The organism is Streptomyces changchenzhani, assembly GCF_039766235.1.
Classification (GTDB): Bacteria; Actinomycetota; Actinomycetes; order Streptomycetales; family Streptomycetaceae; genus Streptomyces.
Genome location: NZ_JBDHNH010000001.1, coordinates 1611215 through 1636489, shown reverse-complemented (window position 1 = coordinate 1636489; position 25275 = coordinate 1611215). Strand labels below are relative to the sequence as shown.

At 71.0% G+C, this 25275-nt stretch carries 19 protein-coding genes, 1 tRNA gene and 1 pseudogene; 8 read left to right on the top strand and 13 right to left on the bottom strand.

The annotated features are described in order from the left end of the window. Positions 1 to 71: 71 nt before the first annotated feature. Positions 72 to 794 (top strand): MBL fold metallo-hydrolase, encoded by a 723-nt coding sequence (locus tag ABCR94_RS07680; protein ID WP_347118304.1) that lies wholly within the window; start codon positions 72 to 74, stop codon positions 792 to 794. Positions 795 to 820: 26 nt separating this feature from the next. Beyond that, complete coding sequence (locus ABCR94_RS07675; protein WP_347118303.1) at positions 821 to 1654, top strand: DUF3097 domain-containing protein; 834 nt, start codon at positions 821 to 823, stop codon at positions 1652 to 1654. A gap of 254 nt (positions 1655 to 1908) precedes the next feature. On the opposite strand, the gene hemW is transcribed toward ABCR94_RS07675, so the two are convergent. The 3 genes from hemW to lepA all read right to left on the bottom strand — a co-directional run bounded on the left by hemW (position 1909) and on the right by lepA (position 7370). Then, the gene (gene hemW / locus ABCR94_RS07670; protein WP_347118302.1) at positions 1909 to 3141 is read right to left on the bottom strand and encodes a radical SAM family heme chaperone HemW; all 1233 of its coding nucleotides are present in this window, start codon (positions 3139 to 3141) and stop codon (positions 1909 to 1911) included. A gap of 182 nt (positions 3142 to 3323) precedes the next feature. Then, positions 3324 to 5213, bottom strand: coding sequence for an AMP-dependent synthetase/ligase (locus tag ABCR94_RS07665; protein ID WP_347118301.1), 1890 nt, complete (start codon positions 5211 to 5213; stop codon positions 3324 to 3326). Positions 5214 to 5495: 282 nt separating this feature from the next. After that, on the bottom strand, positions 5496 to 7370 hold the full coding sequence (gene lepA, locus ABCR94_RS07660; RefSeq protein WP_347118299.1) for a translation elongation factor 4: 1875 nt from the start codon (positions 7368 to 7370) through the stop codon (positions 5496 to 5498). A gap of 215 nt (positions 7371 to 7585) precedes the next feature. Between lepA and rpsT the strand changes: the two genes are divergently transcribed. After that, complete coding sequence (rpsT, locus tag ABCR94_RS07655; RefSeq protein ID WP_347118298.1) at positions 7586 to 7852, top strand: 30S ribosomal protein S20; 267 nt, start codon at positions 7586 to 7588, stop codon at positions 7850 to 7852. Positions 7853 to 8087: 235 nt separating this feature from the next. Here the strand turns inward: rpsT and holA are convergent, their stop codons facing one another. Continuing rightward, positions 8088 to 9071, bottom strand: coding sequence for a DNA polymerase III subunit delta (gene holA / locus ABCR94_RS07650; protein WP_347118297.1), 984 nt, complete (start codon positions 9069 to 9071; stop codon positions 8088 to 8090). Positions 9072 to 9185: 114 nt separating this feature from the next. Between holA and ABCR94_RS07645 the strand changes: the two genes are divergently transcribed. Next, the gene (locus ABCR94_RS07645) at positions 9186 to 9431 is read left to right on the top strand and encodes a hypothetical protein (RefSeq protein WP_347118296.1); all 246 of its coding nucleotides are present in this window, start codon (positions 9186 to 9188) and stop codon (positions 9429 to 9431) included. 69 nt (positions 9432 to 9500) lie between these two features. Here the strand turns inward: ABCR94_RS07645 and ABCR94_RS07640 are convergent, their stop codons facing one another. Then, positions 9501 to 9671, bottom strand: a complete 171-nt coding sequence (locus ABCR94_RS07640) for a hypothetical protein (RefSeq protein WP_521976377.1) — start codon at positions 9669 to 9671, stop codon at positions 9501 to 9503. Between the two features lie 110 nt (positions 9672 to 9781). Beyond that, positions 9782 to 11987, bottom strand: a pseudogene (locus ABCR94_RS07635) (ComEC/Rec2 family competence protein). Between ABCR94_RS07635 and ABCR94_RS07630 the strand changes: the two are divergent. After that, on the top strand, positions 11905 to 12255 hold the full coding sequence (locus ABCR94_RS07630) for a hypothetical protein (RefSeq protein ID WP_347118510.1): 351 nt from the start codon (positions 11905 to 11907) through the stop codon (positions 12253 to 12255). The pseudogene ABCR94_RS07635 and the gene ABCR94_RS07630 sit on opposite strands and share 83 nt — an antisense overlap. A 46-nt stretch (positions 12256 to 12301) precedes the next feature. Here ABCR94_RS07630 and ABCR94_RS07625 read toward each other — a convergent pair whose 3' ends face one another. The 4 genes from ABCR94_RS07625 to leuS all read right to left on the bottom strand — a co-directional run bounded on the left by ABCR94_RS07625 (position 12302) and on the right by leuS (position 18796). Continuing rightward, complete coding sequence (locus ABCR94_RS07625; RefSeq protein WP_347118295.1) at positions 12302 to 13027, bottom strand: ComEA family DNA-binding protein; 726 nt, start codon at positions 13025 to 13027, stop codon at positions 12302 to 12304. 714 nt (positions 13028 to 13741) lie between these two features. Further along, positions 13742 to 14587: a DegV family protein gene (locus ABCR94_RS07620; protein ID WP_347118294.1), complete on the bottom strand. Its 846-nt coding sequence runs from the start codon at positions 14585 to 14587 to the stop codon at positions 13742 to 13744. Positions 14588 to 14922: 335 nt separating this feature from the next. After that, a complete protein-coding gene (locus ABCR94_RS07615; RefSeq protein WP_347118293.1) occupies positions 14923 to 15708 on the bottom strand; it encodes a hypothetical protein in 786 nt (261 codons plus the stop codon). A gap of 193 nt (positions 15709 to 15901) precedes the next feature. Continuing rightward, positions 15902 to 18796 carry a leucine--tRNA ligase gene (leuS, locus tag ABCR94_RS07610; protein ID WP_347118292.1) on the bottom strand — a complete coding sequence of 965 codons (2895 nt, stop codon included), beginning with the start codon at positions 18794 to 18796 and terminating at the stop codon, positions 15902 to 15904. Positions 18797 to 19271: 475 nt separating this feature from the next. Between leuS and ABCR94_RS07605 the strand changes: the two genes are divergently transcribed. Together ABCR94_RS07605 and ABCR94_RS07600 are read left to right on the top strand one after the other, a co-directional pair. Continuing rightward, positions 19272 to 20627, top strand: a complete 1356-nt coding sequence (locus tag ABCR94_RS07605; RefSeq protein WP_347118291.1) for a ferric reductase-like transmembrane domain-containing protein — start codon at positions 19272 to 19274, stop codon at positions 20625 to 20627. Beyond that, a complete protein-coding gene (locus ABCR94_RS07600; protein WP_347118290.1) occupies positions 20624 to 22210 on the top strand; it encodes an NADH-ubiquinone oxidoreductase-F iron-sulfur binding region domain-containing protein in 1587 nt (528 codons plus the stop codon). Before ABCR94_RS07605 ends, ABCR94_RS07600 begins: the two co-directional genes overlap by 4 nt. Positions 22211 to 22284: 74 nt before the next feature. Here ABCR94_RS07600 and ABCR94_RS07595 read toward each other — a convergent pair. After that, a tRNA-Ala gene (locus ABCR94_RS07595) sits at positions 22285 to 22357 on the bottom strand. A 157-nt stretch (positions 22358 to 22514) separates the two neighbouring features. Between ABCR94_RS07595 and ABCR94_RS07590 the strand changes: the two genes are divergently transcribed. Then, positions 22515 to 23717, top strand: a complete 1203-nt coding sequence (locus ABCR94_RS07590; protein ID WP_347118497.1) for a glycosyltransferase 87 family protein — start codon at positions 22515 to 22517, stop codon at positions 23715 to 23717. On the opposite strand, the gene ABCR94_RS07585 is transcribed toward ABCR94_RS07590, so the two are convergent. Next, complete coding sequence (locus ABCR94_RS07585; RefSeq protein ID WP_214918286.1) at positions 23686 to 23919, bottom strand: hypothetical protein; 234 nt, start codon at positions 23917 to 23919, stop codon at positions 23686 to 23688. The genes ABCR94_RS07590 and ABCR94_RS07585 overlap by 32 nt on opposite strands. Before the next feature lie 194 nt (positions 23920 to 24113). Continuing rightward, the gene (locus ABCR94_RS07580) at positions 24114 to 25154 is read right to left on the bottom strand and encodes an MFS transporter (protein ID WP_347118289.1); all 1041 of its coding nucleotides are present in this window, start codon (positions 25152 to 25154) and stop codon (positions 24114 to 24116) included. Positions 25155 to 25275 lie beyond the last annotated feature (121 nt).

Below are 25275 nucleotides of genomic sequence, written 5' to 3'. Positions count from 1 at the left end.
GCCGGTCACGATGTCGCACGACGGCGCTGTTCAGCGGGCGGAATGACCCTGGGTGGGTCTAGCGTCGCGGTATGGACGTGAGTTGGGAAGAGGCAGGGTGGGAGCAGCTGGCGCATGGGGTGGGGCGGCGGCGCCTGCCGAGGTGGGACGCGACGGTCGGGCTGGTCGCGGGCACCGGCCGGGCCCTGCTGATCGATACCGGTTCGACGCTCAGGGAGGGCGCCGAGCTGCGCACCCGGGCGCAGGCCCTGCTCGGTCACCGGGTCACGCATGTCGCGCTGAGTCATTCCCACTTCGACCATGTGCTGGGCACGGCGGTGTTCTCGGGCGCCGAGGTGTACGGGGCGGCGGGCCTGGACGAGTTCCTCGGGCGGAGCCGGGACGCGCTGCGCGACAGCGCGGTGCACCACGGTGTCGCGGCGGCCGAGGCCGCGGAGGCCGCCGATCTGCTGGTCGCGCCGCAGCACACCGTCTGCGGCGACTGGACACTGGACCTGGGCGGCGGCCGTCAGGTGCTCCTGGTGAACGTGGGCCCCGGGCACAGCGGTCACGACCTGGCTGTCCTGGTGCCCGGCAGCCCCCGGGTCGTGTTCTGCGGCGATCTGGTCGAGGAGTCGGGCGAGCCGCAGGCCGGTGCGGACGCGCACCCGTCGCGGTGGCCGGCCGCGCTGGATCGGCTGCTCGCGCTGGGCGGCGAGGACGCGGTGTATGTGCCGGGGCACGGGGCGGTCGTCGACGCGGCTTTCGTACGCGCCCAGCGGGACGCTCTGGCGACCCGCTTCGGCGTGTCCTGACGTCATCCCGGGGATATCGTCGGCCGATGCGCAGTCGACAGTACGGGCCCGATCTCACCCCACCGTGGAAGAAGACCGCCCCCGCTCCCGAAGTGGCCGCCGAGCACGATCTTGTCGTGGAGGAGGTCACCACGGGCTTCTGCGGCGCGGTGGTCCGCTGCGAGAAGACGGCGCAGGGCCCGACGGTCACCCTGGAGGACCGCTTCGGCAAGCACCGGGTGTTCCCGATGGAGCCGCGCGGCTTCCTCCTGGAGGGCCGCCCGGTCACGCTGGTACGCCCCACCGCGGCGCCCCCGTCCCCCTCCCGCCCCACCCGCACGGCCTCGGGCTCGGTCGCGGTGCCGGGGGCGCGTGCGAGGGTCGCGCGCGCCGGGCGCATTTACGTGGAGGGCCGCCACGACGCGGAACTCGTCGAGCGGGTCTGGGGCGACGACCTGCGCATCGAGGGCGTGGTCGTGGAGTACCTGGAGGGCATCGACGACCTCCCGGCGATCGTCGAGGCCTTCGCCCCGGCTCCCGACGCCCGGCTGGGCATCCTGGTCGACCATCTGGTCCCGGGTTCGAAGGAGTCACGCATCGCGGCGCAGGTCTCGGACGCGAGCGTGCTGGTGGTCGGTCACCCGTACATCGACGTGTGGGAAGCGGTGAAGCCCTCCGCGGTCCCGATCCCCGCCTGGCCGAGGGTGCCGCGCGGCCAGGACTGGAAGACGGGCGTGTGCCGGGCGCTGGGCTGGCCGGAGAACACGGGGGCGGCGTGGCAGCGCATCCTGGCGTCGGTCCACTCGTACAGGGACCTGGAACCGGAACTGCTGGGCAGAGTGGAAGAACTGATCGACTTCGTCACGGCGCCCACACCGTAATTCCAGCCCCTCCGGGCAGGACCCCGCGGACCGACCCAACGGGCCTGGAGGCGCCCCCGAGCCTCCCGAGCCAAAATTCCAGCCCCTCCGGCGTTTGAGGAGCGGGGGTCCGGGGGCGGAGCCTCCGGTTTCGGGAAGGGGCGGGGAGGGGACCAGCGCCGCAGGCAACCCGCACCCCGACCCCGCACCCACGCCACCACCACCGCCGAGCCCGCCGCACCAGAGGCGCCCGCGCCCCCGCGCCCCCGACGGAGTCAGTCCACCAGGTCCCGGACCACCGCGTCCGCCAGCAACCGCCCCCGCAGCGTCAACACGGCCCGCCCCGCCGCGTAAGGGGCAGCCTCCAGGAGCCCGTCCCTTACCGCCCGCTCCGCCGCCTCACGCCCCGCGGGGGCCAGCAGCGAAACCGGGCAGCCGTCGACCAGCCGCAGCTCCAGCAGGATCCGTTCGACGCGCCGGTCCTCCGCCGGGAGCACCTCGCGCCCCGCCCCGGGCGACCGGCCCTCCCCCAGCGCCTGCGCGTACGCACCGGGGTGCTTGACGTTCCACCACCGCACACCGCCCACGTGGCTGTGCGCGCCGGGGCCCGCGCCCCACCAGTCCGCGCCGCGCCAGTACAGCTCGTTGTGCAGGCATCTCGCGGCCCGCGAAGTAGCCCAGTTCGACACCTCGTACCACTCGAAACCGGCCGCGGACAGCGCCGACTCCGTCATCAGATACCGGTCCGCGTGCTCATCGTCGTCCGTCATGGGGACCTCGCCCCGCCGGATCCGCCGCGCCAGCTGGGTCCCCTCCTCCACGATCAGCGCGTAGGCGCTGACGTGGTCGGGCCCGGCCCCGATCGCCGCGTCCAGCGACGCCTGCCAGTCCGCGTCGGATTCCCCGGGCGTGCCGTAGATCAGGTCCAGGTTCACATGCTCGAAGCCCGCCGCACGGGCCTCCGCGACACACGCCTCGGGGCGCCCGGGGGTGTGCGTACGGTCGAGCACCTTCAGCACGTGCTGCTTCGCGCTCTGCATCCCGAACGAGACCCGGTTGAAGCCACCGTCCCGCAGGGCCGCGAGATAGGCCGGGTCCACCGAATCCGGGTTCGCCTCGGTCGTGATCTCGGCGTCGTCGGCCAGCCCGAACTCGTCACGGACCGCCCGCAGCATCCGTACGAGATCACCCGCCGCCAGCAGCGTCGGCGTACCCCCGCCCACGAAGAGGGTCCGTACCGGCCGGGGATCGTCGCCCAGCACCTTCCGGGCGAGGCGGATCTCGTCGATCAGCGTGTCGGCGTAGTTGTCCCGGGAGGCCAGCGCACCGCCCGAACCGCGCAGCTCGGTCGCCGTGTAGGTGTTGAAGTCGCAGTAGCCGCAGCGCGTCGCGCAGTACGGAACATGCAGGTAGAAGCCGAGCGGTCGCTCGCGCGCACCGGCCAGGGCGTGCGCGGGCAGCGCCCCGTCTTCGGGCACGGGCTCACCATCGGGCAGTACGGAAGGCATGCCCCCAGTGTCCCAGGCCGCCGTGGGTCCCGGCGCCGCCCAGACCAGGGCGGAACCAGGGGCAACCCCTCACAGTGCCTGAAGCACCAGCAGCGCCACATCGTCGTCCGGCGGCATCGACGAGAAGTCGTACACCTCGCGCATGATCCGCTCGGCAACCCCCTGCGCGCTGAGCCCGGCCATCAAGCCTCGCGCGACCCCGCGTACATGTCCTCGATCAGGTGCTTGTACTCACGCTCGACAACCGGCCTCTTGAGCTTGAGGCTGGGCGTCAGCTCGCCGTGCTCGATGTCCAGGTCGCGCGGCAGCAGCCGGAACTTCTTGATCGTCTGCCAGCGCTGCAGTCCCTCGTTGAGCCGCTTCACATAGCCGTCGATCAGCTCCAGAACCTCCTTGGAGGCCACCACATCGGCGTACGACTTGCCCTTCATGCCGTTCCCCTCGGCCCAGCCGAGGATCGTCGGCTCGTCGAGGGCGATCAGCGCGGTGCAGAAGTTCCGGTCGGCGCCGTGCACCAGGATGTTGGAGACGAACGGACACACCGCCTTGAACTGGCCCTCGACCTCGGCCGGCGCGATGTACTTGCCGCCCGACGTCTTGATCAGGTCCTTCTTGCGGTCCGTGATCTTCAAGTACCCGTCCACGGACAGCTCGCCGATGTCCCCCGTGTGGAACCAGCCGTCCGCTTCAAGGACTTCGGCGGTCTTCTCGGGCAGCCCGTGGTAGCCCTGCATGACGCCGGGGCCGCGCAGCAGGATCTCGCCGTCGTCCGCGATGCGCACCTCCGTGCCGGGCAGCGGCTTGCCGACCGTGCCGGTGCGGTAGGCCTCACCGGGGTTCACGAACGAGGCGGCGCTGGACTCGGTGAGCCCGTACCCCTCCAGGATGTGGATACCGGCGCCGGAGAAGAAGAAGCCGATGTCGGGCGCCAGCGCGGCCGAGCCCGAGACGCAGGCGCGCAGGTTGCCGCCGAAGGCCTCGCGGATCTTGGTGAAGACGAGCACGTCGGCGACCTTGTGCTTGGCGGTCAGCGCGAAGGGCGCCGATGCCGTGCCCGTACGCCGGAAGTTGTCCTGGGTGGCCTTGGCGTACTCGCGGGCGACCCCGGCCGCCCACAGGAAGATCTTGTACTTGGCGCCACCACCGGCTCGCGCCTTGGCTGCGACCCCGTTGTAGACCTTCTCGAAGATCCGCGGCACCGCGGCCATGTACGTCGGCTGGACGATCGGCAGATTTTCGATGATCTTGTCGATCCGGCCGTCCACGGCGGTGACGTGCCCGACCTCGATCTGCCCGGAGGTCAGCACCTTGCCGAAGACGTGCGCGAGCGGCAGCCAGAGGTACTGCACGTCCGTCGCGGTGATCAGGCCCGTCGCCACCGTGGCCTTGGCCATGTACGACCAGCAGTCGTGCGGCAGCCGTACGCCCTTCGGGCGGCCCGTGGTGCCCGAGGTGTAGATCAGCGTCGCGAGCTGGTCAGCCGTGATAGCGGCCACCCGGTCCGTGACGGCCTGCGGGTTCTTCTCCAGGTACGCCGCCCCGCGCGCCTCCAGGTCCGCGAGCGAGAGCACCCAGCCCTCGGGGTCGCCCTCGACGGGCTCCGCGCCCTCGGGGTCGATGACCACGACATGGGCGAGGTTCGGCAGGTCGGCGCGCTTCTCGCGCGCCTTGGCCAGCTGCTTCGCGTCCTCCGCGATCAGCACCCGGCTCTCGGAGTCGGCCAGGATGTACGCCGACTCCTCGGCGTTGGTGGACGGGTAGACCGTCGTCGTCGCGGCCCCCGCGCACATCACGCCGAGGTCGGCGAGGATCCACTCGACGCGGGTGTTGGAGGCGAGGGCGACCCGTTCCTCCGGGCCGACGCCCAGCTCGATCAGCCCGGCCGCGATCGCGTACACCCGCTGGGCGGCCTGGCCCCAGCTGAGCGACTTCCAGTTGTCCGGGCCCTGCCCGGAAACGGCAGGTACTGGATACCTGTAGGCCTCCGCGTCGGGCGTGGCGCCCACGCGCTCAATGAAGAGGGTCGCCACGGACGGCGGCCGGTTCTCGATCAAGGTCTGTGTGTCGCTCACGACGTCCTCCGGGCCTGCGGCATCTTGCATGACGGCTGGCTTGTTTAACTGGCGAGTAACCTACGAGTCGTGATCAGAGTAAGGCGCTCGCGTTCGGCGCGTAAGAGGCTGCGGGTCGTAGCTTTCATAACAGAACGGACCCGTTGCGGCTCGACGCCACGGGGCACTCCGCACGGGCGGTCGCGCGCGACTCGCGCCGTGACGTATGCCAGGTCTCCCCCCTCGGCGTGAACGCGAAAAGCGCCCCCCGAAACCGGAGGGCGCTTCCGCTGGGCGGCGAGGCTACTTCTTGGCCTTGCTCTCCCCCGCGGATTCGTCGGTCGACAGCACCATGATGAAGGCGTCCTGCGGGACCTCCACATTGCCGACCATCTTCATCCGCTTCTTGCCTTCCTTCTGCTTCTCAAGCAGCTTGCGCTTGCGGGAGATGTCGCCGCCGTAGCACTTGGCGAGGACGTCCTTGCGGATGGCCCGGACGGTCTCACGGGCGATGACCCGCGAGCCGATGGCCGCCTGGATCGGCACCTCGAAGTTCTGCCGGGGGATGAGCTTCTGCAGCTTGGCGACGAGCCGTACGCCGTACGCATAGGCCTTGTCCTTGTGCGTGACGGCGGAGAAGGCGTCGACCTTGTCGCCGTGCAGCAGGATGTCGACCTTGACGAGCGACGCGGCCTGCTCACCGGTGGGCTCGTAGTCGAGCGAGGCGTAGCCGCGGGTCTTGGACTTCAGGTTGTCGAAGAAGTCGAAGACGATCTCCGCGAGCGGCAGCGTGTAGCGGATCTCGACGCGGTCCTCGGAGAGGTAGTCCATACCGAGGAGCGTGCCGCGACGGTTCTGGCAGAGCTCCATGATCGCGCCGATGAACTCGCTGGGGGCGAGGACCGTGGCCCGCACGACCGGCTCGTGCACCTTGTCGATCTTGCCCTCGGGGAACTCGCTCGGGTTGGTGACGATGTGCTCGGTACCGTCCTCCATCTCCACCCGGTAGACCACGTTGGGTGCGGTGGCGATGAGCTCAAGGCCGAACTCGCGCTCAAGCCGCTCACGGACCACATCGAGGTGGAGCAGGCCCAGGAAGCCGACGCGGAAGCCGAAGCCCAGCGCCGCGGAGGTCTCCGGCTCGTACACCAGGGCGGCGTCGTTGAGCTGGAGCTTGTCGAGGGCCTCGCGCAGCTCCGGGTAGTCCGAGCCGTCCATCGGGTACAGGCCCGAGAAGACCATCGGCTTCGGTTCTTTGTACCCGCCGAGCGCCTGGGTCGCGCCCTTGTGCATGGAGGTGATCGTGTCACCGACCTTGGACTGACGGACGTCCTTCACGCCGGTGATGATGTAGCCCACCTCGCCGACACCGATGCCGTCGGACGGGGTCATCTCCGGGGAGGAGACACCGATCTCCAGCAGCTCGTGGGTGGCGTTGGTCGACATCATGCGGATGCGCTCGCGCTTGTTGAGCTGGCCGTCGATGACTCGGACATAGGTGACGACGCCACGGTAGGCGTCGTACACCGAGTCGAAGATCATCGCGCGGGCCGGGGCATCCGCGTCACCGATCGGGGCCGGCACGTCCCGCACCACCCGGTTGAGGAGCGCGTCCACGCCGACGCCGGTCTTCGCAGAGACCTTCAGGACGTCCTCCGGCTGGCAGCCGATGAGGTTCGCCAGCTCCTCGGAGAACTTCTCGGGCTGGGCGGCCGGCAGGTCGATCTTGTTGAGCACCGGGACGATGGTGAGCTCGTTCTCCATCGCGAGGTAGAGGTTGGCGAGGGTCTGCGCCTCGATGCCCTGCGCGGCGTCGACCAGGAGGACCGTGCCCTCGCAGGCCGCGAGCGAACGCGAGACCTCGTACGTGAAGTCCACGTGGCCGGGGGTGTCGATCATGTTGAGGATGTGGGTCTTGCCCATGTCCCCACCCTCGGTGGTCGCCCAGGGCAGCCGTACCGCCTGGGACTTGATCGTGATGCCACGCTCGCGCTCGATGTCCATCCGGTCGAGGTACTGAGCACGCATCTGCCGCGCATCGACGACGCCGGTCAGCTGGAGCATCCGGTCAGCGAGCGTGGACTTGCCGTGATCGATGTGCGCGATGATGCAGAAATTGCGGATCAGCGCCGGGTCGGTACGGCTCGGCTCGGGCACGTGGAGAGGAGTCGCGGGCACGCAGGGTCCTGATTCTTGAGACGCCGGGCGTCTCGCTCGGTCGATGTGGATCGAGATGGGGATCGATACGTAGCTCCCATGGTCCCACGGACCGGGGCCGGTGCTCGGTTTGGGCCGCCTGGTGGGCCACTGGTACTCTGGGCAGCTGTGCCTCGTGACCGTCTCAGGTGGCGAGGTACTCATCGAGGATCCAACGAACCTGTAGAGGCTCTTTCGTGGCGAACATCAAGTCCCAGATCAAGCGGAACAAGACGAACGAGAAGGCGCGCCTGCGTAACAAGGCCGTCAAGTCTTCGCTCAAGACCGCTGTCCGCAAGGCCCGCGAGGCCCTCGTAGCCGGTGACGTGGACAAGGCCAATGTGGCCGTCCGTGAAGCGTCGCAGAAGCTCGACAAGGCCGTTTCCAAGGGTGTCATCCACAAGAACGCCGCCGCCAACAAGAAGTCGGCGCTGGCGTCCAAGGTTGCCACCCTGCAGGCCTGAGCACTTTCTTCGCATGACCGCCGGTAAGGACTCAGCGGGCCCTCTCTTCCGCTCCTGATCCGGCACCTCCGCGCCGCACACGGACGCGTTCGCCACGCGCGTGCGGCGCACCAAGCTTTCACAGGCTTCCGGCAGAGGCCCCGGCCGCCGTCCCTCACAGGACGGCGGCCGGGGCCTCTGTCGTTTTGTGGTTCTCGTTGTCCGTTCCCGGTTACGTCGCTAAGCCGCTACGTCGCTACGTGTTTCGGGCGGACCGGGCCACCGCGACCACAGCCTTTTCCAGCGCGTACTCCGGGTCGTCGCCGCCGCCCTTCACGCCCGCGTCGGCCTCGGCGATGGCCCTGATCGCCAGGGCGACACCGTCCGGCGTCCAGCCGCGCATCTGCTGCCGGACGCGGTCGATCTTCCAGGGCGGCATGCCCAGCTCGCGCGCGAGGTCGGCGGGGCGACCGCCGCGGGCGGAGGACAGCTTGCCGATGGCCCTGACGCCCTGGGCGAGGGCGCTGGTGATCAGGACGGGGGCGACGCCGGTGGACAGCGACCAGCGCAGCGCCTCCAGCGCCTCGGCGGCCCTGCCCTCCACCGCGCGGTCGGCGACCGTGAAGCTGGAGGCCTCGGCGCGCCCCGTGTAGTACCGGCCGACAACGGACTCGTCGATGGTGCCCTCGACGTCGGCCACGAGCTGCGAGACGGCGGCGGCCAGCTCGCGCAGATCACTGCCGATGGAGTCCACCAGGGCCTGGCCCGCCTCGGGGGTCGCAGAGCGGCCCAGGGCACGGAATTCCGAGCGTACGAACGACAGGCGCTCGGCGGGCTTGGTCGTCTTGGGGCAGGCCACCTCGCGGGCTCCCGCCTTGCGGGCGGCGTCCAGCAGCCCCTTGCCCTTGACGCCTCCCGCGTGCAGGAGGACCAGGGTGATCTCCTCGGCGGGCGCATCGAGGTAGGACTTCACGTCCTTGATCGTGTCGGCCGCGAGGTCGTGCGCGTTACGCACGATGACGACCTTCCGCTCGGCGAAGAGCGAGGGGCTGGTCAGCTCGGCCAAGGTGCCGGGATGGAGCTGGTCGGAGGTGAGGTCGCGCACGTCGGTGTCGGCGTCGGAGGCGCGAGCAGCCGCCACCACCTGCTGCACGGCGCGGTCGAGCAGCAGGTCCTCCTGCCCCACGGCGAGGGTGAGGGGGGCGAGCGGGTCGTCGGTCGAACTCTTCCTGGTGGCCATCGTGGTCCAGCATCCCACGAGCCACTGACAGCGCTGTGACGGTCGTCGGGACGGGTGCTGGGGCGGGTGCTGGGGCGGGTGTGCGGGCGGCCCTTCGTAGCCGAGAATGTGCGGGTGAACGATGTGCGCCATGTGCTGGTACTGCCCGACCGTGACACCGCCGACGCGGTCGCCGGAGAGCTGGCCGACCGCTTCGGCGTCGGCGAGGAGCCCCAGCTCGTCCGGGACGCCCTCGCCGGTGAGGACGATGCCGAGGACGCCCAGTGGCTGGTCGTGCTGGAGGACCCCGGGGGCCGACTGGACTCCGCGGCGCTGGACGCGTTCGCCGCGGAGTACGACGGGTGGCTCGAAGCACCCTGAGTGGCGGCCGCTGACCGGGCAAACATCCCCACCTGTGCTCCCCCTGAGCTCACCTGGACTCACCTGGACTCACTCGGGTGATGTCGCCTCCGGCACCCGGTCGAGATGGACGGAGAGGTTCTCGCAGGGGACGCTCCGCAAATGGCGCAGTTGCAGGTCCCGCAAGGCGTCGGCGTTGGGCTCCGCGGGTCTGACGGCTCCGATACGGCGCAGATACGCGTCGGTCTGTTCAAGGTCCATGGACCAAGGACCATGGACCAAGTCTGGCGCGGTGTGCGGCCTTCCGCCATGAAGGGCCGTTCGCCATCAGGACTGGAGCGGCATACGGACCTCATGGCGTGCTTCCGGCCTCATGGCGTCTCCGGGCCGGCGGGCATGGCGCGCAGGGTCGGCCCCGCGCCGGTCACCGCGATCGCCCCGTCCGTGTCCGTGCGCAGAACGGTGGCGCCCCCGGCGCGGAGTGCTGCGACCGTGCGGGGTGAGGGATGGCCGTAGGTGTTGCCGCGCCCGCAGGAGACCAGGGCCAGCCGGGGGCTCGCGCGGGCGAGCAGGGCCGGGTCCTGGTACGCCGAGCCGTGGTGCGCGACCTTGAGTACATCCACCGGCGGGAGTGCCGGATGATCCCTCAACAGGCTTCGCTGAGCGGGTGGTTCGAGGTCGCCGAGGAGCAGCAGCGTGAGGTCCGAGGAACGGACGAGAAGCGTGACGCTGGCATCGTTCGCCCCTTCGGGCATCAACGCCGGTGCGGGAGGCGGCCACAGTGCGCGCCAGGACAGCTCACCGATGCGGCGCTGCTCAGCCGGCCCGATGGTGCGGACGGGCACCCGTGCCGCGGCCGCCGCTCTGCGTACGAACGCGCTCTGCTCCGGCGGCTCTTGAAGCGTGGTCGTACGGATCTCCCCCACCGACCGACCGCGCAGCACGCCGGGCAGCCCCGCAACGTGGTCGGCGTGGAAATGGGTGAGGACGATGAGCGGGACGCGGGTGACACCGAGCGCCCGCAGGCAGCGGTCGACGCGTCGCGGGTCGGGGCCCGCGTCCACGACCACGGCCGTGCCGTCACCGGCCGCGAGGACCGAGGCGTCGCCCTGACCGATGTCACACATCGCGAACGACCAGCCCGGCGGCGGCCATCCGGTGACGAACCTGGCGAGCGGCGCGGGCCGCAGCACCACGAGTAGCAGGATCAGCACAATGGTGGCGCTCAGCCAGGGGCGGCTCAACACCCGGCGCGCGGCGAGCACCGCGACGGCGGTCACGGCCGCGAGCAGCAGTCCACCGCGCCAACCGTCCGGCCAGGAGACCTCCGCACCGGGAAGCGCCGCTCCGGCGCGGGCGACGGAGGCGATCCACCCGGCCGGCCACCCCGCGCACCCCGCCAGTGCCTCGGCGACGGGCATCGCGAGCGGGGCCACCGCCAGCGCCGCGAAGCCGAGCACGGTGGCCGGCGCCACCGCGAACTCGGCGAGCAGATTGCACGGGATCGCCACCAGGCTGACCCGCGCCGCCATCATCGCCACGACGGGCGCGCACACGGCCTGGGCGGCGGCCGCTGCGGCCAGCACCTCGGCGAGGCGGGGCGGTACGCCACGGCGTTGCAGTGCGGCGCTCCAGCGCGGGCCGATCGTCAGCAGAGCACCCGTGGCCAGGACGGAGAGGACGAAGCCGTAGCTGCGCGCCAGCCACGGGTCGTACAGGACCAGCAGCAGGACGGCGGCGGCCAGGGCGGGGATCAGCTGCCTGCGCCGGCCCGTTCCGATCGCGAGCAGGGTAATGAGGCCGCACGCGGCGGCCCGCAGCACACTCGGCTCGGGTCGGCAGACCACCACGAAGGCCAGCGTGAGCGCTCCGCCGAGCAGGGCGGTCGCGCGCAGTGGGATGCCGAGCCGAGGGGCGAGCCCGCCGCGCTCGACCCGCAGGGCGGTGCCGGGCGGCCCGATCAGGAGGATCAGCACAATGGTGAGGTTGCTCCCGGAGACGGCGACCAAATGTGTGAGGTCGGTGGCTTCGAAGGCCTCGTGCAGCTCGGGCGGCACCCGTGAGGTGTCTCCGACGACCAGTCCCGGCAGCAGCGCCCGCGCATCGGTATCGAGCCCGTCGGTCGCCTCGCGCAGCCCTGCCCGGAGGTCTCCGGCCATACGCTGCAAGGCAGTCGGCGGGCCGATGACCTTGGGCGACGCGGTACCCGGCACCCGGCACCCGCACAATGGCGGCGATCCGGTCGCCGCCACCACCGGGCGACAGTGGTGCGAGCGGCGCGGTCAACCGCAGCTCGGTGGAGGGCAGGAGCCGCTGCCACCGGGCGGTGGGCCCGCGGGCCGGTGCGATCACCAGGACCGGCGTACGGACCGTGGTGACCGCCCGGTCCAGGCCGGTAACCCGGGCGACGCGGGTGATCTCGGCGTTGAACATGAGCGGCCTCGCCGCTGTGTGATCACCCCGCACCCTCGGCCTGGTCGGTCGCGGGTCCGATGTGACCGTCAGCTCCACCGTCACCTCGGCGTACTGGTGGGCCAGCTCCGGGACCGGGCCCCGGTGGAGGTCGGCTGCGTGCAGCCCGGCCGAGGCGGCTGCGGCTGCCGCGCACAGCAGCGCCGCGCCGACCGCGGTGGTGTTCAGCCTGCGCTGCGGGGTCGCCGTCCGGACGGCCCCGAACGCCAGCAGTCCGCCCGCCACGGCCAGACACGCCACCGCGAACCCCGCCGCCCAGCGGCCCGACGCCCCCACCGCGACTGCCGCCGCGGCCCACGCCGCCAGCGCGGGCGGCACCAGCCGTAGATCGACCGGCCCCTCCTGCCTGGGGTCGGAAGCGCCGAGCCGGTGACCGGAAGCGGTGTGGACCGCAGGTCGGGCATGAACCACCGGTCGCGTCATGGCCGTACCAGCGGCTGGATGTCCGCGAACCGGCGGTCGCCGATCCCGTTGACCTCGCGCAGCTCGCCGATGGAACGGAAACCGCCGTGCTGCGTGCGGTAGTCGACGATGTGCTGGGCCAGCACGGGGCCGACCCCGGGGAGCGTTTCCAGCTGCTCGACGGTGGCGGTGCTCAGAGTGATCGGACCGGCCGCGGTGGCGCCACCCGCGACCGGCACGCCGGCGGCGCCGGGTGCGGCAGGGACACCGGGCGGAACAGGGGCACCCACGACCACCTGTTCACCGTCGATGAGCGGCCGCGCCCGGTTGAGCCCCGTGGTGTTCGCGCCGTCCTTGACGCCGCCCGCGGCCCGCAGCGCGTCGGCGACCCGCGACCCGGCCGGCAACCGGCGGATGCCTGGCTCCCTGACCTTGCCACTGACATCGACGATGATGCGCACGCCGGACCCGGATGGCCCGGATGGCCCGGATGGCCCAGCGGGGGACCCCGGTGGCAGACCCGGCCCAGGCCCCGGCTCCGCCACCACCGACCGCTCCCCCACCCTTTCCGGCGGCCTTACCTGGTCCGGCCGCCCCGCCCAGAAGTGCTGGGCGGCGAAGATCGCCGCCACGACGAGCACAACAGCCAGCGCGGCCAGCGACCTCGGTTCGAGCCCGCAACGCGACTGCACCCACACCGGCAGCCGCTCCCGCAGCGCCATCCGCAGCCGCGCGCCCCACACAGCACCTGCACCCGCACCCGCACCCGGATCCCCGTCAACACGGCCGTCCCGCGCAGCGGAGTCGCCACCGTCCGCGCCCGGCCGGGCGCTGGGCCTGCGCGCCCAACTGGGCCTGTGGGGAAGGCCAGGCTCCCGCACATCAGGGCTCGGCGCGGGAAGCACCGAACGACTCGCGCTGCCCACCGTCGAGGCCCGTGGAGCAGGCGCCGGGTCGGCCTCGAAGAGCGCCTCCGCGCGGCGGCGCAGCGCCGTCGCAGCGGGAGTTCCCAGATCCGGGCGGCGCAGCCGCCGACGGCGGCCGTGCCCGCGCCGGGCGCGGACATCCGAGGCCGGGGCACGACCCGGGCCACTGGTTGCGGAATGTGATCGAAGAGCCATGCCACGAGACGCTAGACACATCCGGTCAGCGCCGCTGATCAAGGTAAATTCCGGTGGAAAACCAGCCGGTTGTGGATAACTCAGCCACCCACTCGACCACTCGCTCGGCCGCCCTCGCAAGGGACGAACGAACGACCAACCGACCCGCAACAACCGCCGCTCGCAAGCCACCGACCGCGGCCTCTACAAGCTACCGTGCGCCAATCACCGATCACCGATCACCAGCCAGCCGCCACCACCAGTCACCAGTCACCAGTCACCAGTCACCAGTCACCAGTCACCAGTCACCAAGCGTCCATCACGCGTCCATCACGCGCAGGCATCACCCACAGGCCATCAGCGCGGCGAGACCACAGCCCCCAGCAACCCGGGCCCCGTGTGCGCCCCGATCACCGCGCCCACCTCACTGACGTGCAGGTCCGCCAGCCCCGGCACCCGCTCCTGCAGCCGCTCCGCCAGGCGGTCGGCCCGCTCCGGGGCCGCCAGGTGATGCACCGCGATGTCGACGCACCGCGTCCCCGCCCGCTCGACCACGATCTCCTCCAGCCGGGCGATCGCCTTGGACGCCGTACGTACCTTCTCCAGCATCTCGATCCGCCCGCCGTCCAGTTCGAGCAACGGCTTCACCGCCAGCGCCGAGCCCAGCAGTGCCTGGGCCGCGCCGATACGGCCACCTCTGCGCAGGTAGTCCAGTGTGTCCACGTAGAAGTAGGCGGAGGTCCCCTCGGCGCGTTTCTCCGCGGCGGCCACCGCCTCATCCACCGAGCCGCCCGCGTCGGCGACCTCGGCCGCCGACAGGGCGCAGAATCCCAGGGCCATCGCGACCATCCCCGTGTCCACCACCCGTACCGGCACCGGCGCGTCCTGGGCGGCGAGCACGGCGGCGTCGTAGGTGCCGGAGAACTCGGCCGACAGATGCAGCGAGACGATCGCGGTCGCACCGGCGTCCGCGGCGGCACGGTAGGCAGCGGCGAAGACCTCGGGGCTCGGCCTGGAGGTGGTGACGGACCGCCGCTTCTGGAGCGCCAGGGCCAGCGAGCGGGCCGAGATCTCGGTGCCCTCCTCATAGGCCTGATCGCCCAGGACGACGGTCAGCGGCACCGCAGTGATGCCGTGCCGCTCCATCGCCTGCGGAGGCAAGTAGGCCGTTGAATCGGTGACGATCGCGACATGGCGGGACATGAGCGGGAGATTACCCGCCGGGGGCGCCCGGCGGCAGCCCGGCCCCTCGCAGCGGTCCGGCTGAGCGACGCGCCGATGCACCGCGCCGGGCCCTCCGACTCCATCCCGACGGACCGCAGAACGCTTCCCCCGACGGACCGCAGGACACTTCCCCCCACCGGATCGCAGAGCGCACCATCCTCCGGATCGCAGGGCACACACCCCACCGGATCGCACGGCACTCCGACCTCCGGATCAGGGGCACTGCCTGCACCAGCAGAGGGCACTGGCTGGCCGGCCGGGGGCCGACAGAGGTCGCTGCCCCCCCCACCGCCAGCGTGTGCTGCCTCACCGGATCAGACGGTGCCCTCAGGGCGGGCCGTCTTCTGCCACGGGTACGTGGTCTGCCGCCGCGGATCGCGTGCCGTGATGGCCTGCGGCCCGGTAGCCAGACCCGAATCACCCGCAGAGGAGCCCGGGGCGTCGGTCTCTTCGGCGGTGTCCGCCCTGCCCTCTTCCTTGACCTCCGGCCAGGTCTGCGCCGGGGCAGTCCCCGCAGCCGGTTCCGGAGCGGGCCAGGAGGTGTCAGCGCCGGGCTCCTTCTCCCAGTGCCGCAGCGCACCCGACTCCACGTCGATCTGCGCGCTCAGCGCCGCCAGGTCGTCGTCGGCGAACTGCCGCGCCCGGTCCCGCGCGGCCCATCGCAGCGAGTCGGCGGCGTGCGTCACCCGCTCCGTGCGCTCCCGCAGGTCCGGCACCAGCTTGGAGACCCGCGCCTTGTCCGGCTCGCGCTCCAGGCGCCTCAGCTCGTCGTCCAGCTCGTGCCCGTGCTCACTCAGCCGGTCGAAGAGCCCGATCGACTCCGAGAGCGAGGAGTCCTGCGTCACGCCCCTGCGCAACGCTTCCTGGGTGGCCCTCATCGACGTACGCAGGGAGAGCCTCAGCTGCGCCAGCTCGCCGACGACGCCGGGCTGCCCGAAGCTCTTCGCCCGCAGGGTGGTGTCCTCGACGGTGCGCCGGGCCTGGGTGAGGGTGCGGTCCACACCGCGCTTCGCCGCGCCGACGGCCTTCACCCCCACGTACACCCCCAGCACCACGAATGACACGAAGAGCAGCATCAGGATCACGATCACGGCCTCCATGAGCGCCCTTCCGTCCTCGGTAGTCGTACCAGTCGTCAGTAGTCGTCAGTCGGTCCACCCGGTCCGCGTGGCTCTTCGATCCGCGTGGTCTCTCCACCGTAAACGGAACAGGCAGGCCGAGGGTTCCATCGGAACCCCCAACCTGCCCGTAGGGGAAAGCACCTACGACCGCCTCGGCCGGGCGACGATGTCCCTAGGCGGGGACGATGTTGACCAGCTTGGGCGCCCGCACGATCACCTTGCGGATGCCTGCGCCGCCCAGCGCCGCGACCACCGCCGGGTCGCCCAGTGCCAGCTTCTCCAGCTCCTCGTCACCGATCGACGGGGAGATCTCCAGACGCGCCTTGACCTTGCCCTTGATCTGCACGACGCAGGTCACGGTCTCGTCCACGACGTACGCCTGGTCGGCCACCGGGAAGTCCTGGTGCACAACGGAATCGGTGTGTCCCAGCTTGCGCCACAGCTCCTCGGCGACATGCGGGGCCAGCGGCGCGACCAGCAGAACCAGCCGCTCGGCCACCGACCGCGACACCGGGCCGCCCACCTTGGTCAGGTGGTTGTTCAGCTCGGTGATCTTGGCGATCGCGGTGTTGAAGCGCAGTCCGGCCAGGTCCTGGCCGACGCCGTCGATCGCCTTGTGCAGGGCGCGCAGTGTGTCCTCGGCCGGCTCGGAGTCCACGACGGTGACCTCACCGGTCGTCTCGTCGACGACATTGCGCCACAGTCGCTGCAGCAGCCGGTACTGGCCCACCACCGCGCGCGTGTCCCACGGCCGCGAGACGTCGAGGGGGCCCATCGCCATCTCGTACAGGCGCAGGGTGTCCGTGCCGTACTCGGCGGAGATCTCGTCGGGAGTGACGGCGTTCTTCAGGGACTTGCCCATCTTGCCCAGGACGCGGCTGACCTTCTCGCCCTGGAAGTAGTACGCGCCGTCGCGCTCCTCGACCTCGGCCGCGGGCACCGCGATGCCGCGGCCGTCACGGTAGACGAAGGCCTGGATCATGCCCTGGTTGTACAGCTTGTGGAACGGTTCGGACGACGAGACGTGCCCCAGATCGAACAGCACCTTGGACCAGAATCGCGCGTACAGCAGGTGCAGTACGGCATGCTCGGCGCCGCCCACGTACAGGTCGACACCGCCGTGCGGCATGCCCTCGCGCGGGCCCATCCAGTACTGCTCGATGGCCGGGTCGACCAGCTTCTCGCTGTTGTGCGGGTCCAGGTAACGCAGCTCGTACCAGCAGGAACCGGCCCAGTTGGGCATGGTGTTGGTCTCGCGCCGGTACTGCTTGGGCCCGTCGCCCAGCCCCAGGTCCAGGGTGACGTTCACCCAGTCCTCGTTGCGCGACAGCGGGGTCTCCGGCTTGGTGTCCGCGTCGGTGGGCTCGAAGGTGCGCGGCGAGTAGTCCTCGACCTCGGGCAGCTCCAGCGGCAGCATCGAGGCGGGCAGCGCGTGCGCGGTGCCGTTCTCGTCGTAGACGATCGGGAAGGGCTCGCCCCAGTAGCGCTGGCGGCTGAACAGCCAGTCGCGCAGCCGGTAGTTGACCGTGCCCTCGCCGATGCCCTGTGCGGACAGCCACTCGGTGATCTTCGCCTTGGCGTCGACGACGCCCAGGCCGTCCAGCGAGATCTGCTCGCCGGTGGAGTTGACGATCTTCGCGTCGTACGTGACGAAGGCGTCGTCCCACTCGGCCGCGTCCGTGCCGCGTCCGTCCGTCGGCTCGACAACGCAGCGCATCGGCAGCTCGAAGGCGCGCGCGAAGGCGAAGTCACGGCTGTCGTGCGCCGGTACGGCCATGATCGCGCCGGTGCCGTACCCCATCAGGACGTAGTCGGCGATGAAGACGGGCACCTGCTCGCCGCTGACCGGGTTGGTCGCGTACACGCCGGTGAAGACGCCGGTCTTGTCCTTCGCCTCGGCCTGCCGCTCCACGTCGGACTTCGCCGCTGCCTGCGCGCGGTACGCGTCGACGGCCTCGGCCGGCGTGGCGTGCCCGCCGGTCCACACCTCGTGCGTGCCCTCGGGCCAGGCAGCCGGGACGATCTTCGCGAGCAGCTCGTGCTCGGGGGCCAGGACCATGTAGGTGGCGCCGAACAGGGTGTCCTGACGGGTGGTGAAGACGGTGATCCGGTCGCTGCCCGTGCCGACCGGGCTGTGATATTCAACGGCGAAATCGACCCGCGCGCCCTCGCTGCGGCCGATCCAGTTGCGCTGCTGCAGCTTGATCGCCTCGGGCCAGTCCAGGCCGTCCAGGTCGTCCAGCAGGCGGTCCGAGTAGGCGGTGATGCGCATGTTCCACTGGCGCAGCTTGGCCTTGAAGACCGGGAAATTGCCGCGCTCGGAGCGGCCGTCGGCGGTGACTTCCTCGTTGGCCAGTACGGTGCCCAGGCCCGGGGCCCAGTTGACGGGGGCCTCCGAGGCGTACGCCAGGCGGTACTCGCCCAGGACGTCGGCACGGTCCTCCGCGGTCAGCTCACTCCAGGGGCGCGCGTCCGGCGTCGTGCGCCGTCCGCTCTCGAACTGCGCCACCAGCTCTTCGATCGGCCGGGCGCGGTCCGCCTCCTTGTCGTACCAGGAGTTGAAGATCTGCAGGAAGATCCACTGGGTCCACTTGTGATAGTCCGGGTCGATCGTCGCGAACGAGCGGCGCTTGTCGTGCCCCAGGCCCAGCCGGCGCAGCTGCTGCTTCATGTTGTCCATGGCCGCCTCGGTCGACACCCGGGGGTGCGTGCCGGTGGCGACCGCGTGCTGCTCGGCGGGCAGGCCGAAGGCGTCGAAGCCCAGGGTGTGCAGCACGTTGTGCCCGGTCATGCGCTGGTGGCGCGCGTACACATCGGTGGCGATGTAGCCCAGCGGATGTCCGACGTGCAGGCCCGAGCCCGACGGGTACGGGAACATGTCCATGATGAACTTCTTGGGCTTGGCGACCAGGGCCGCGTCGCCCGCCAGGTCACCACTGGGGTTGGGCGCCTCGTAGGTCCCCTCGGCGTCCCAGAAGTCCTGCCAGCGTGCCTCGATGTCGGCGGCCATCGCAGCCGTATAGCGGTGCGGAGCTGCCACCTCGGCAGCAGAATTCGTCTCGCTCATGGTCCTCAAAGCTCCATCGATCGTCTCTGCACAGCGGCTGCGACATTCAGGCTGCGGCACACGGCTGCGACATACAGGCTGTGTCATTCAGCGAATGAAAAAACCCCTCGCACAGGAGGGGACGCCACGCCGATTCCGACCGGATCTTTCATCCGTCGGGACTGATCAGCGCGGCTCACTAAGCAGAAGGCGTACGGCACGCATGGCGTCAGGGTACCCCAGGGCTTGTACGGGCCGCATCAAGGTTCCGGTCGGTGGACAGGACGCGAAAGCGACGCCGTGGCGACCGGCCCGAGTGGCTTCCGCCACTCCCCGCACCGGGGTTACTCCGCGTATCGGCCCTATCCGGGGCAACATTCGAGCAAGTTTTCCCACACTTCCCTCGCTAAACCTTCAAACCAGGTACTGGCTGGTATGCAGCGACTTAGCATGCGGCAACGGGACCACTTTGCCGAACCATTCGGAGTCGCCCCCCATGAATCCTCACCGCAAGATCCGCTCGCTCCCCGCACTGAGCCGCCCCGCACAAGGAGGCTTGACCGCCGCCGCGTTGATTCTCATACCCCTGCTCGCCGTTCTCGGCAGCGAGAGTCTGCGCGCCACACTCGATTTCACCACCGGTGTCCTCTCCCTGATCTCCCTGACGGCTTCCGTCGCGTGGGGTCTACTGGCCAGGGACCGGCTGCTGCTGCAGCCGCGCCACCGGCTGCTCGCCCAGGGCATGCACCGGGCCACCGCGATCGCCTCGCTCGGCTTCCTGCTGCTGCACGCGACCGTCAAGGTCTCGCTCGGGCACGTCGAGCTCATCGGCGCCCTGATCCCCTTCGGCCTTGGCATCAGCGGCACTTCGGGGCTCATCGGTCTCGGTTCGCTGGCCGGCTTCCTCATGGTCGTCGCTGCCTCGACCGGTGCGCTGCGCAGCGCCTTCGCGACCCCCGGAAAAACCGCGGGCCGCTGGCGGGCGGTGCACATGGTGGCGTACCCGGCCTGGGCCTCGGCCCTGATACACGGCCTGTACGCGGGCCGCCCGGCGGCGACCTGGGTGGTCACGATGTACTCCCTGTCCCTGCTGGCGGTCGTCGGCGCGCTCTCGCTGCGGCTGCTCCCGCCCCCGGTCAAGCGGACCGTCGCCGACCGGATCGTGGACCTGGTCGCCTCGGGCTCCGTACGCCAGGCGCCCGACCCGGGGCCGCGCGACGCCGCGCTGTCCCCACTGCCGGGCTCCGGGCAGGTGCCCTCGCAGGGGCAGCCCGGTCCGCAGCAACAGCCCCAGCAACAGCAGTTGTTCCGCCCGCAGCCGGATCCGCACCGGCTGGCGCCTCCCGCGCCACCGCTGTACGAGGCCGGGCCGTCCCGGGCCGTCGGCTACAACTCGGCGCCGGACACCGGCATATCGGCCGCCTACCGCGCGGTGTCGGGCCCCGGGCCGTCCTCCGACCCCTTCTCCTCCGATTCCTCCTCCGAGGGGTTCCCCTCCGCTCCCTACGCCTCCGCGTACAACGAGCGGATCCCCCTGGCGGAGCAGATCCCGATGACCGAGGAGATCCCGGTCCAGTCGGCGCCCCCCTCGGGCCGCTGGCCCACCCCTTCGCCCCCGCCGCCCGCGCCCGCCGTGCGCCCCCCGTACCCGCCCACCCGCCCGGCGTACGACCCCGATCGCGCCGCGTACGGCCCGGGCTCCGTCCCCGCCCCCGACCTCCCCGGCTACGACCCCGAGGCACCCACCGGGCTGCTTCCCCGATCCCTCGACGACACCGAGCCGCCGCCGGGTCCGCTCTTCCCGCCCACGGCCGGGGAACCCTGGCACGCACCCGCAGGAGATCGACGTTGAACGACCCCCTTCCCGATGTCCCCGAAGTCCGCGTAGTCGGCCTTCCCCAGCTGACCACCGGCTTCGACCTCGTCGAGCGCCTCGACCTCGGCATGCACCTCAAGGTGCACGGCCCCCTCGAACCGATGAGCGGGGAGCGTCTTGCCGAGCTCGCCGACGCGATATCCCTGAAAGGCCGCGGTGGTGCGGGTTTCCCCTTCGGGAAGAAACTGCGCGCCGTCGCCCAGGCGTCCATCCGCCGCGGAGTGCGACCCGTCGTCGTCATCAACGGCAGTGAGGGCGAGCCCGCCTGCCGCAAGGACACGGTCATGCTGAACCGGGCACCGCACCTGGTGCTCGACGGAGCCCTGCTCGCGGCCGAGGCGCTCGGTGCCCGCACCCTGGTCGTCGCCGTCACCCGCAACTCGACCGAGGCCTCGATCCGGGCCGCGTTCGCGGAGCGCGGCCTGTCCGACCGGCGCGGGCAGCAATTGCGCGCACGGATCATACGTACCCCCGAGCGCATGGTCTCCGGAGAGGCCTCCGCACTGATCCGCGCCGCGAACGGGGGCCCCGCCCTGCCCGCTGGCCGCCGTGAGCGCGCCGCGGAGTCAGGCGTCGGCGGGGCGCCGACCCTGTTGTCCAACACGGAGACGTACGCGCAACTCGCCGTCGCCGCCCGCATCGGCGCCCGCCGCTACTGCCACACCGGACTCGAATCCGAGCCGGGCACGGTGATGCTCACGATCTCCGGCGCGGTCTCACGGCCCATGGTCGTCGAGGTGCCCACCGGAGTGCCGCTGCGTTACGTCCTCCAGATGGCCGGCGCCCCGCCGCTGCCCCAGGGCGTGCTGACCGGCGGCTATCACGGCAACTGGATCGACGCGGTCGCCGCGCACGACGCGGTGATCTCCCGCGAGTCCCTCGCCTCGTTCGGTGGCGCGCTGGGCGCGGGCGCGATCCTCCCCATCGGCCCGGAGACCTGTCCGCTCGGTGAGTCGCTGCGCGTGGCCAACTGGCTGGCCGCGGAGACCGCGGGCCAGTGCGGCCCGTGCCGCCTCGGACTGCCCGCGGCGGCGGGCGGCCTGTCCGACGTGCTGAACGGCGGCGGCCAGGCCGCGTTGGAGGCCCTGCGCCAGGTGACCCAGGCCGTGAAGGGCCGCGGCGCCTGCAAGCACCCCGACGGCTCGGTGCGCTTCTTCATGTCCACCCTCAGCGCGTTCACGGACGACCTGGCGGCGCACGTCCTGGGCAACGGCTGCGGTCGCGAGACCACCGGCGTACTGCCGCTGCCCGGCCCCGGTTACGAGGAAGAGGGCATCCCGAGCGGCGAGAAGTTCGCCGTGGACTGGACGCTGTGCCAGGGCCACGGGCTGTGCGCGGACATCGTTCCCGAGCTGATCAGGCTCGGCCCGGACGGCTATCCCGCGCTCGCGGACGCGTCGGTCCCGGTCCATCTGCGGGGGCGCGCGCAGCGCGCCGTGCGCCGCTGTCCCGCGCTGGCGCTCCGTCTCGAACAGGAGGCGCCCCCGCGTCCGGCCAAGCCCCCGCGGACGGCTCTGCCCGGCAGCAACAGGAAGGCGCTGGGCACCGGCCGGGACTGATCCCCGGACATACGAGAAGCGGGCCACCCGATCCGGGTGGCCCGCTTCTCGCGCGTTCTGTGGAGCTGTTCCTGTGGAGCTAAGGAGAATTGAACTCCTGACCTCCTGCATGCCATGCAGGCGCTCTACCAACTGAGCTATAGCCCCTCGTGCTGCCGTCCTGCCGGGCTCTCGCCCCGACGACTTCGCCAACATTACACGGTCCCCACGGCCCTTCACCAAATTCTTTGTCCGTACACCCGCAGCACCTCCTCCGTACCTCCGTCCCGTTGGTGCACGACAGGTACTGTCTGCCCGCGTGACCATGATCGTGCAGGCCGTCGCCGCCCACCGCGCCCTCACCCGGTGGCCCATACTCATCGCCGCCCCGGCCTGCCTGCTGTCGTTCGCGATCTTCTGGGCGGCCCAGCGCGGCGCCGAGGTCTCGATGATCGACCTCATGGTCTACCGGGCCGAGGGCGAGACTGTACGCGCAGGTCAGGACCTCTACGCGATGCGTGCGACGGTGGCGAACCTGCCGACCACCTATCCGCCTTTCGCGGCACTGCTGTTCACTCCGCTGACCCTGCTGGACGTCCCGGAGATGCGCACCCTCGCCACCCTGGGCAACCTCGCCCTCCTCGTCGTGCTCGTCCACCTTTCACTCCGGCTGGTGGGCCGCGAGGACCCGGCGGCGACCCTGTGGGTCGCCGCGCTCGCGGTGTGGAGCGAGCCCGTATGGACGACGCTGCGGTACGGACAGATCAATCTGCTGCTCGCGGTGGCGGTGCTCTGGGACCTCACGCGGCGCAACGGGCACCGCTGGGCAGGGACGGGCATAGGGCTGGCCGCGGCGGTGAAGCTCACTCCGGCGCTCTTCGCAGCCTTTCTGTTGATCGCGGGTCTTGTACGGGCCCGGAGCCTGGGCCGGGCATTCGGGCACCCCTGGAACGCCTGGCTCCGGACGGCCGGAACGGCGGCCGTGGTCTTCCTCACAGCGACGGTCGCGGCCGGGGTCGCCCTGCCGGCCGACTCACGCAGCTTCTGGACCTCGATGATCTTCGAGGTGGGCCGGGTGGGCCACGCGGAGGACACCGCCAACCAGTCCCTGCGCGGCGTGCTGGCACGCCTGCTGCACACCGGCGATCCGGGACTGTGGTGGGCCGCGACCGCCGCCCTGGTCGCCGCGGTGGGGCTCGCCGTGGCGGTCGCGGCGGAGCTGCGCGGCGAGCGGGCCGGAGCGATGGTCGCCTGCGCGGTGACGGCGCTCCTCATCAGCCCGGTGTCGTGGTCGCACCACTGGGTGTGGTGCGTACCCCTGGCGATCGTCCTGGCGGCGCGCGGGAACAGGTGGTGGGCCGCGGCGACGGTGCTGGTGTTCTGCTCGTACGCGCTGTGGTGGGTGCCACACGGCGCGGGGCGGCTCGAACTCACTCAGAACGGCGGCCAGATGGCCCTCTCCGCGCTCTACTCGCTCACGGCCGTCGCCGCGCTGGTCACGCTGTGGCGAACGAATAGAACCGCTTGAGCGTGCAGTGCTCGTCGAGCAGGCGACCGTAGATCGGCTCGCCCTCCAGCTCCCGGTACGTCTCGATCGGGTCGCCCTTTATGATCAGCGCCCGCGCGCATTCCTCGCACCAGTACTGGTAGTCGGGATTGATCGGCTCCATGTCCCGGACAATGGGCGTACCGCTGCCACACCAGTCGCATTTTCGCCTGTGTGCACCCATCAGTCAGCTCCGGCTGTGGCCGCAGGCCGTACGCACGTACGAGCTACCTCCGTTGTCGCCGGGCACCTGGGCACCATGGGATGAGCCGCAGTACGGGCGGTCGAGTCGAGCAAATCGGGCGCGGCCCTCTGCCGTGCCGGGCAGAACACGGCCCTCGTCGAGGATGCTCGCGGGCATCGCGCTTCCCCTCCCGTTCAGGCCGTCGTCCCCCTCCGGCGGTCCGATTCTGCCATGGGTTCGCAAGAGGGGCAGTGGCGCGAGCCCAGGAGACACGCCAGAGCCCCCAAGATCGACGCGACGGCCAGCGCGATGGCGCATGTCCACAGCGCATCGGCATATGCATACGCCCCCGGCGCATCCAACCCGTTCAGGTAAAGCGTGCCGAATGTCGCGACACCGATCAGCTGTCCGAGCTGAGTGGAGGTCACCAGCACTCCGCCCGCATCCGCCGCGTCCTGCGGCCTCACGGCAGCGAGCGCGCCCGTGAGCGTGGGGCTGAAACCGAGCGCCAGGCCGGCGCCGACGCCGATGAAGGCGACGTACAGACCGAGCCCCCCGGTGCCGCCGTCCCGCAGCGCCAGACCGACGGCGACGCAGGACAGGGCGGACAGCACGAACCCGGCCGGAATCAGGCCCCGTTGCACTGCCGCGGGCCAGCGCCGCCAAGTGAGTCCGACCACACCGAAGACCACCGCCGTGGGCGCGAAGGTGAGCCCCGCCTGGAGCGCCGAATAACCGAGGCCGCCCTGGACGTGCAGGGTCAGCACGAACAGGAAGCCCGCGTTGACCACCATCACCAGGGTGATCCGCAGGACGGCGCGCCCCATGCCAGGGAGCCGGAGCACCCGGGGCGCGATCAGTGGCGCACCCCCACGCCGGGCCAGCACCCCGCCGGCCACCTGCCCCGCGGCGGCGCCTGTGGCGAGCACCGCCGAGTACGCGCCGAGCGCCCGTACCCGCCTCTCGCCCCGGAAGTTGCGCTGGATCAGGCTGAGCACCTGCGGGATCATCAGCGCCGCGCCCGCGCCCTGGACGAACCGGAAGGCGATCAACTGCCCGCTGTCCGCCGCCAGTCCGCAGGCGAGCGAGGCGGCGGTGAAGAGCGCGAGCCCGCCCAGATAGGCGCGCCGGTGACCAAGCAGGTCACCCAGCCTTGCGCCGGTGATCAGCAGGACGGCGTACGCGATGGTGCCGGACTGGGGAGGCGCCGGTGAGGCCGGCGGGATCGTCGTCATGGCGCTGAGCCTGACGGTGTTCCAGTACGGGTAACGAGAGCCCGCTGGGCTGCCGGAATGCCGGATCGTCGCGTACACCCCGGACGACACGGAAAGCAGCGCGCGGGTCGCGGCACTGCGC

Excerpts from the sequence above, each read along its gene's own strand:
- ABCR94_RS07680 (WP_347118304.1), top strand. The coding sequence starts at position 72 with ATGGACGTGAGTTGGGAAGAGGCAGGGTGGGAGCAGCTGGCGCATGGG.
- ABCR94_RS07675 (WP_347118303.1), top strand. The coding sequence starts at position 821 with ATGCGCAGTCGACAGTACGGGCCCGATCTCACCCCACCGTGGAAGAAG.
- hemW (WP_347118302.1), bottom strand. The coding sequence starts at position 3,141 with ATGCCTTCCGTACTGCCCGATGGTGAGCCCGTGCCCGAAGACGGGGCG.
- holA (WP_347118297.1), bottom strand. The coding sequence starts at position 9,071 with ATGGCCACCAGGAAGAGTTCGACCGACGACCCGCTCGCCCCCCTCACC.
- ABCR94_RS07640 (WP_521976377.1), bottom strand. The coding sequence starts at position 9,671 with ATGGACCTTGAACAGACCGACGCGTATCTGCGCCGTATCGGAGCCGTC.
- ABCR94_RS07620 (WP_347118294.1), bottom strand. The coding sequence starts at position 14,587 with ATGTCCCGCCATGTCGCGATCGTCACCGATTCAACGGCCTACTTGCCT.
- ABCR94_RS07615 (WP_347118293.1), bottom strand. The coding sequence starts at position 15,708 with ATGGAGGCCGTGATCGTGATCCTGATGCTGCTCTTCGTGTCATTCGTG.
- leuS (WP_347118292.1), bottom strand. The coding sequence starts at position 18,796 with ATGAGCGAGACGAATTCTGCTGCCGAGGTGGCAGCTCCGCACCGCTAT.
- ABCR94_RS07605 (WP_347118291.1), top strand. The coding sequence starts at position 19,272 with ATGAATCCTCACCGCAAGATCCGCTCGCTCCCCGCACTGAGCCGCCCC.
- ABCR94_RS07590 (WP_347118497.1), top strand. The coding sequence starts at position 22,515 with ATGATCGTGCAGGCCGTCGCCGCCCACCGCGCCCTCACCCGGTGGCCC.
- ABCR94_RS07585 (WP_214918286.1), bottom strand. The coding sequence starts at position 23,919 with ATGGGTGCACACAGGCGAAAATGCGACTGGTGTGGCAGCGGTACGCCC.
- ABCR94_RS07580 (WP_347118289.1), bottom strand. The coding sequence starts at position 25,154 with ATGACGACGATCCCGCCGGCCTCACCGGCGCCTCCCCAGTCCGGCACC.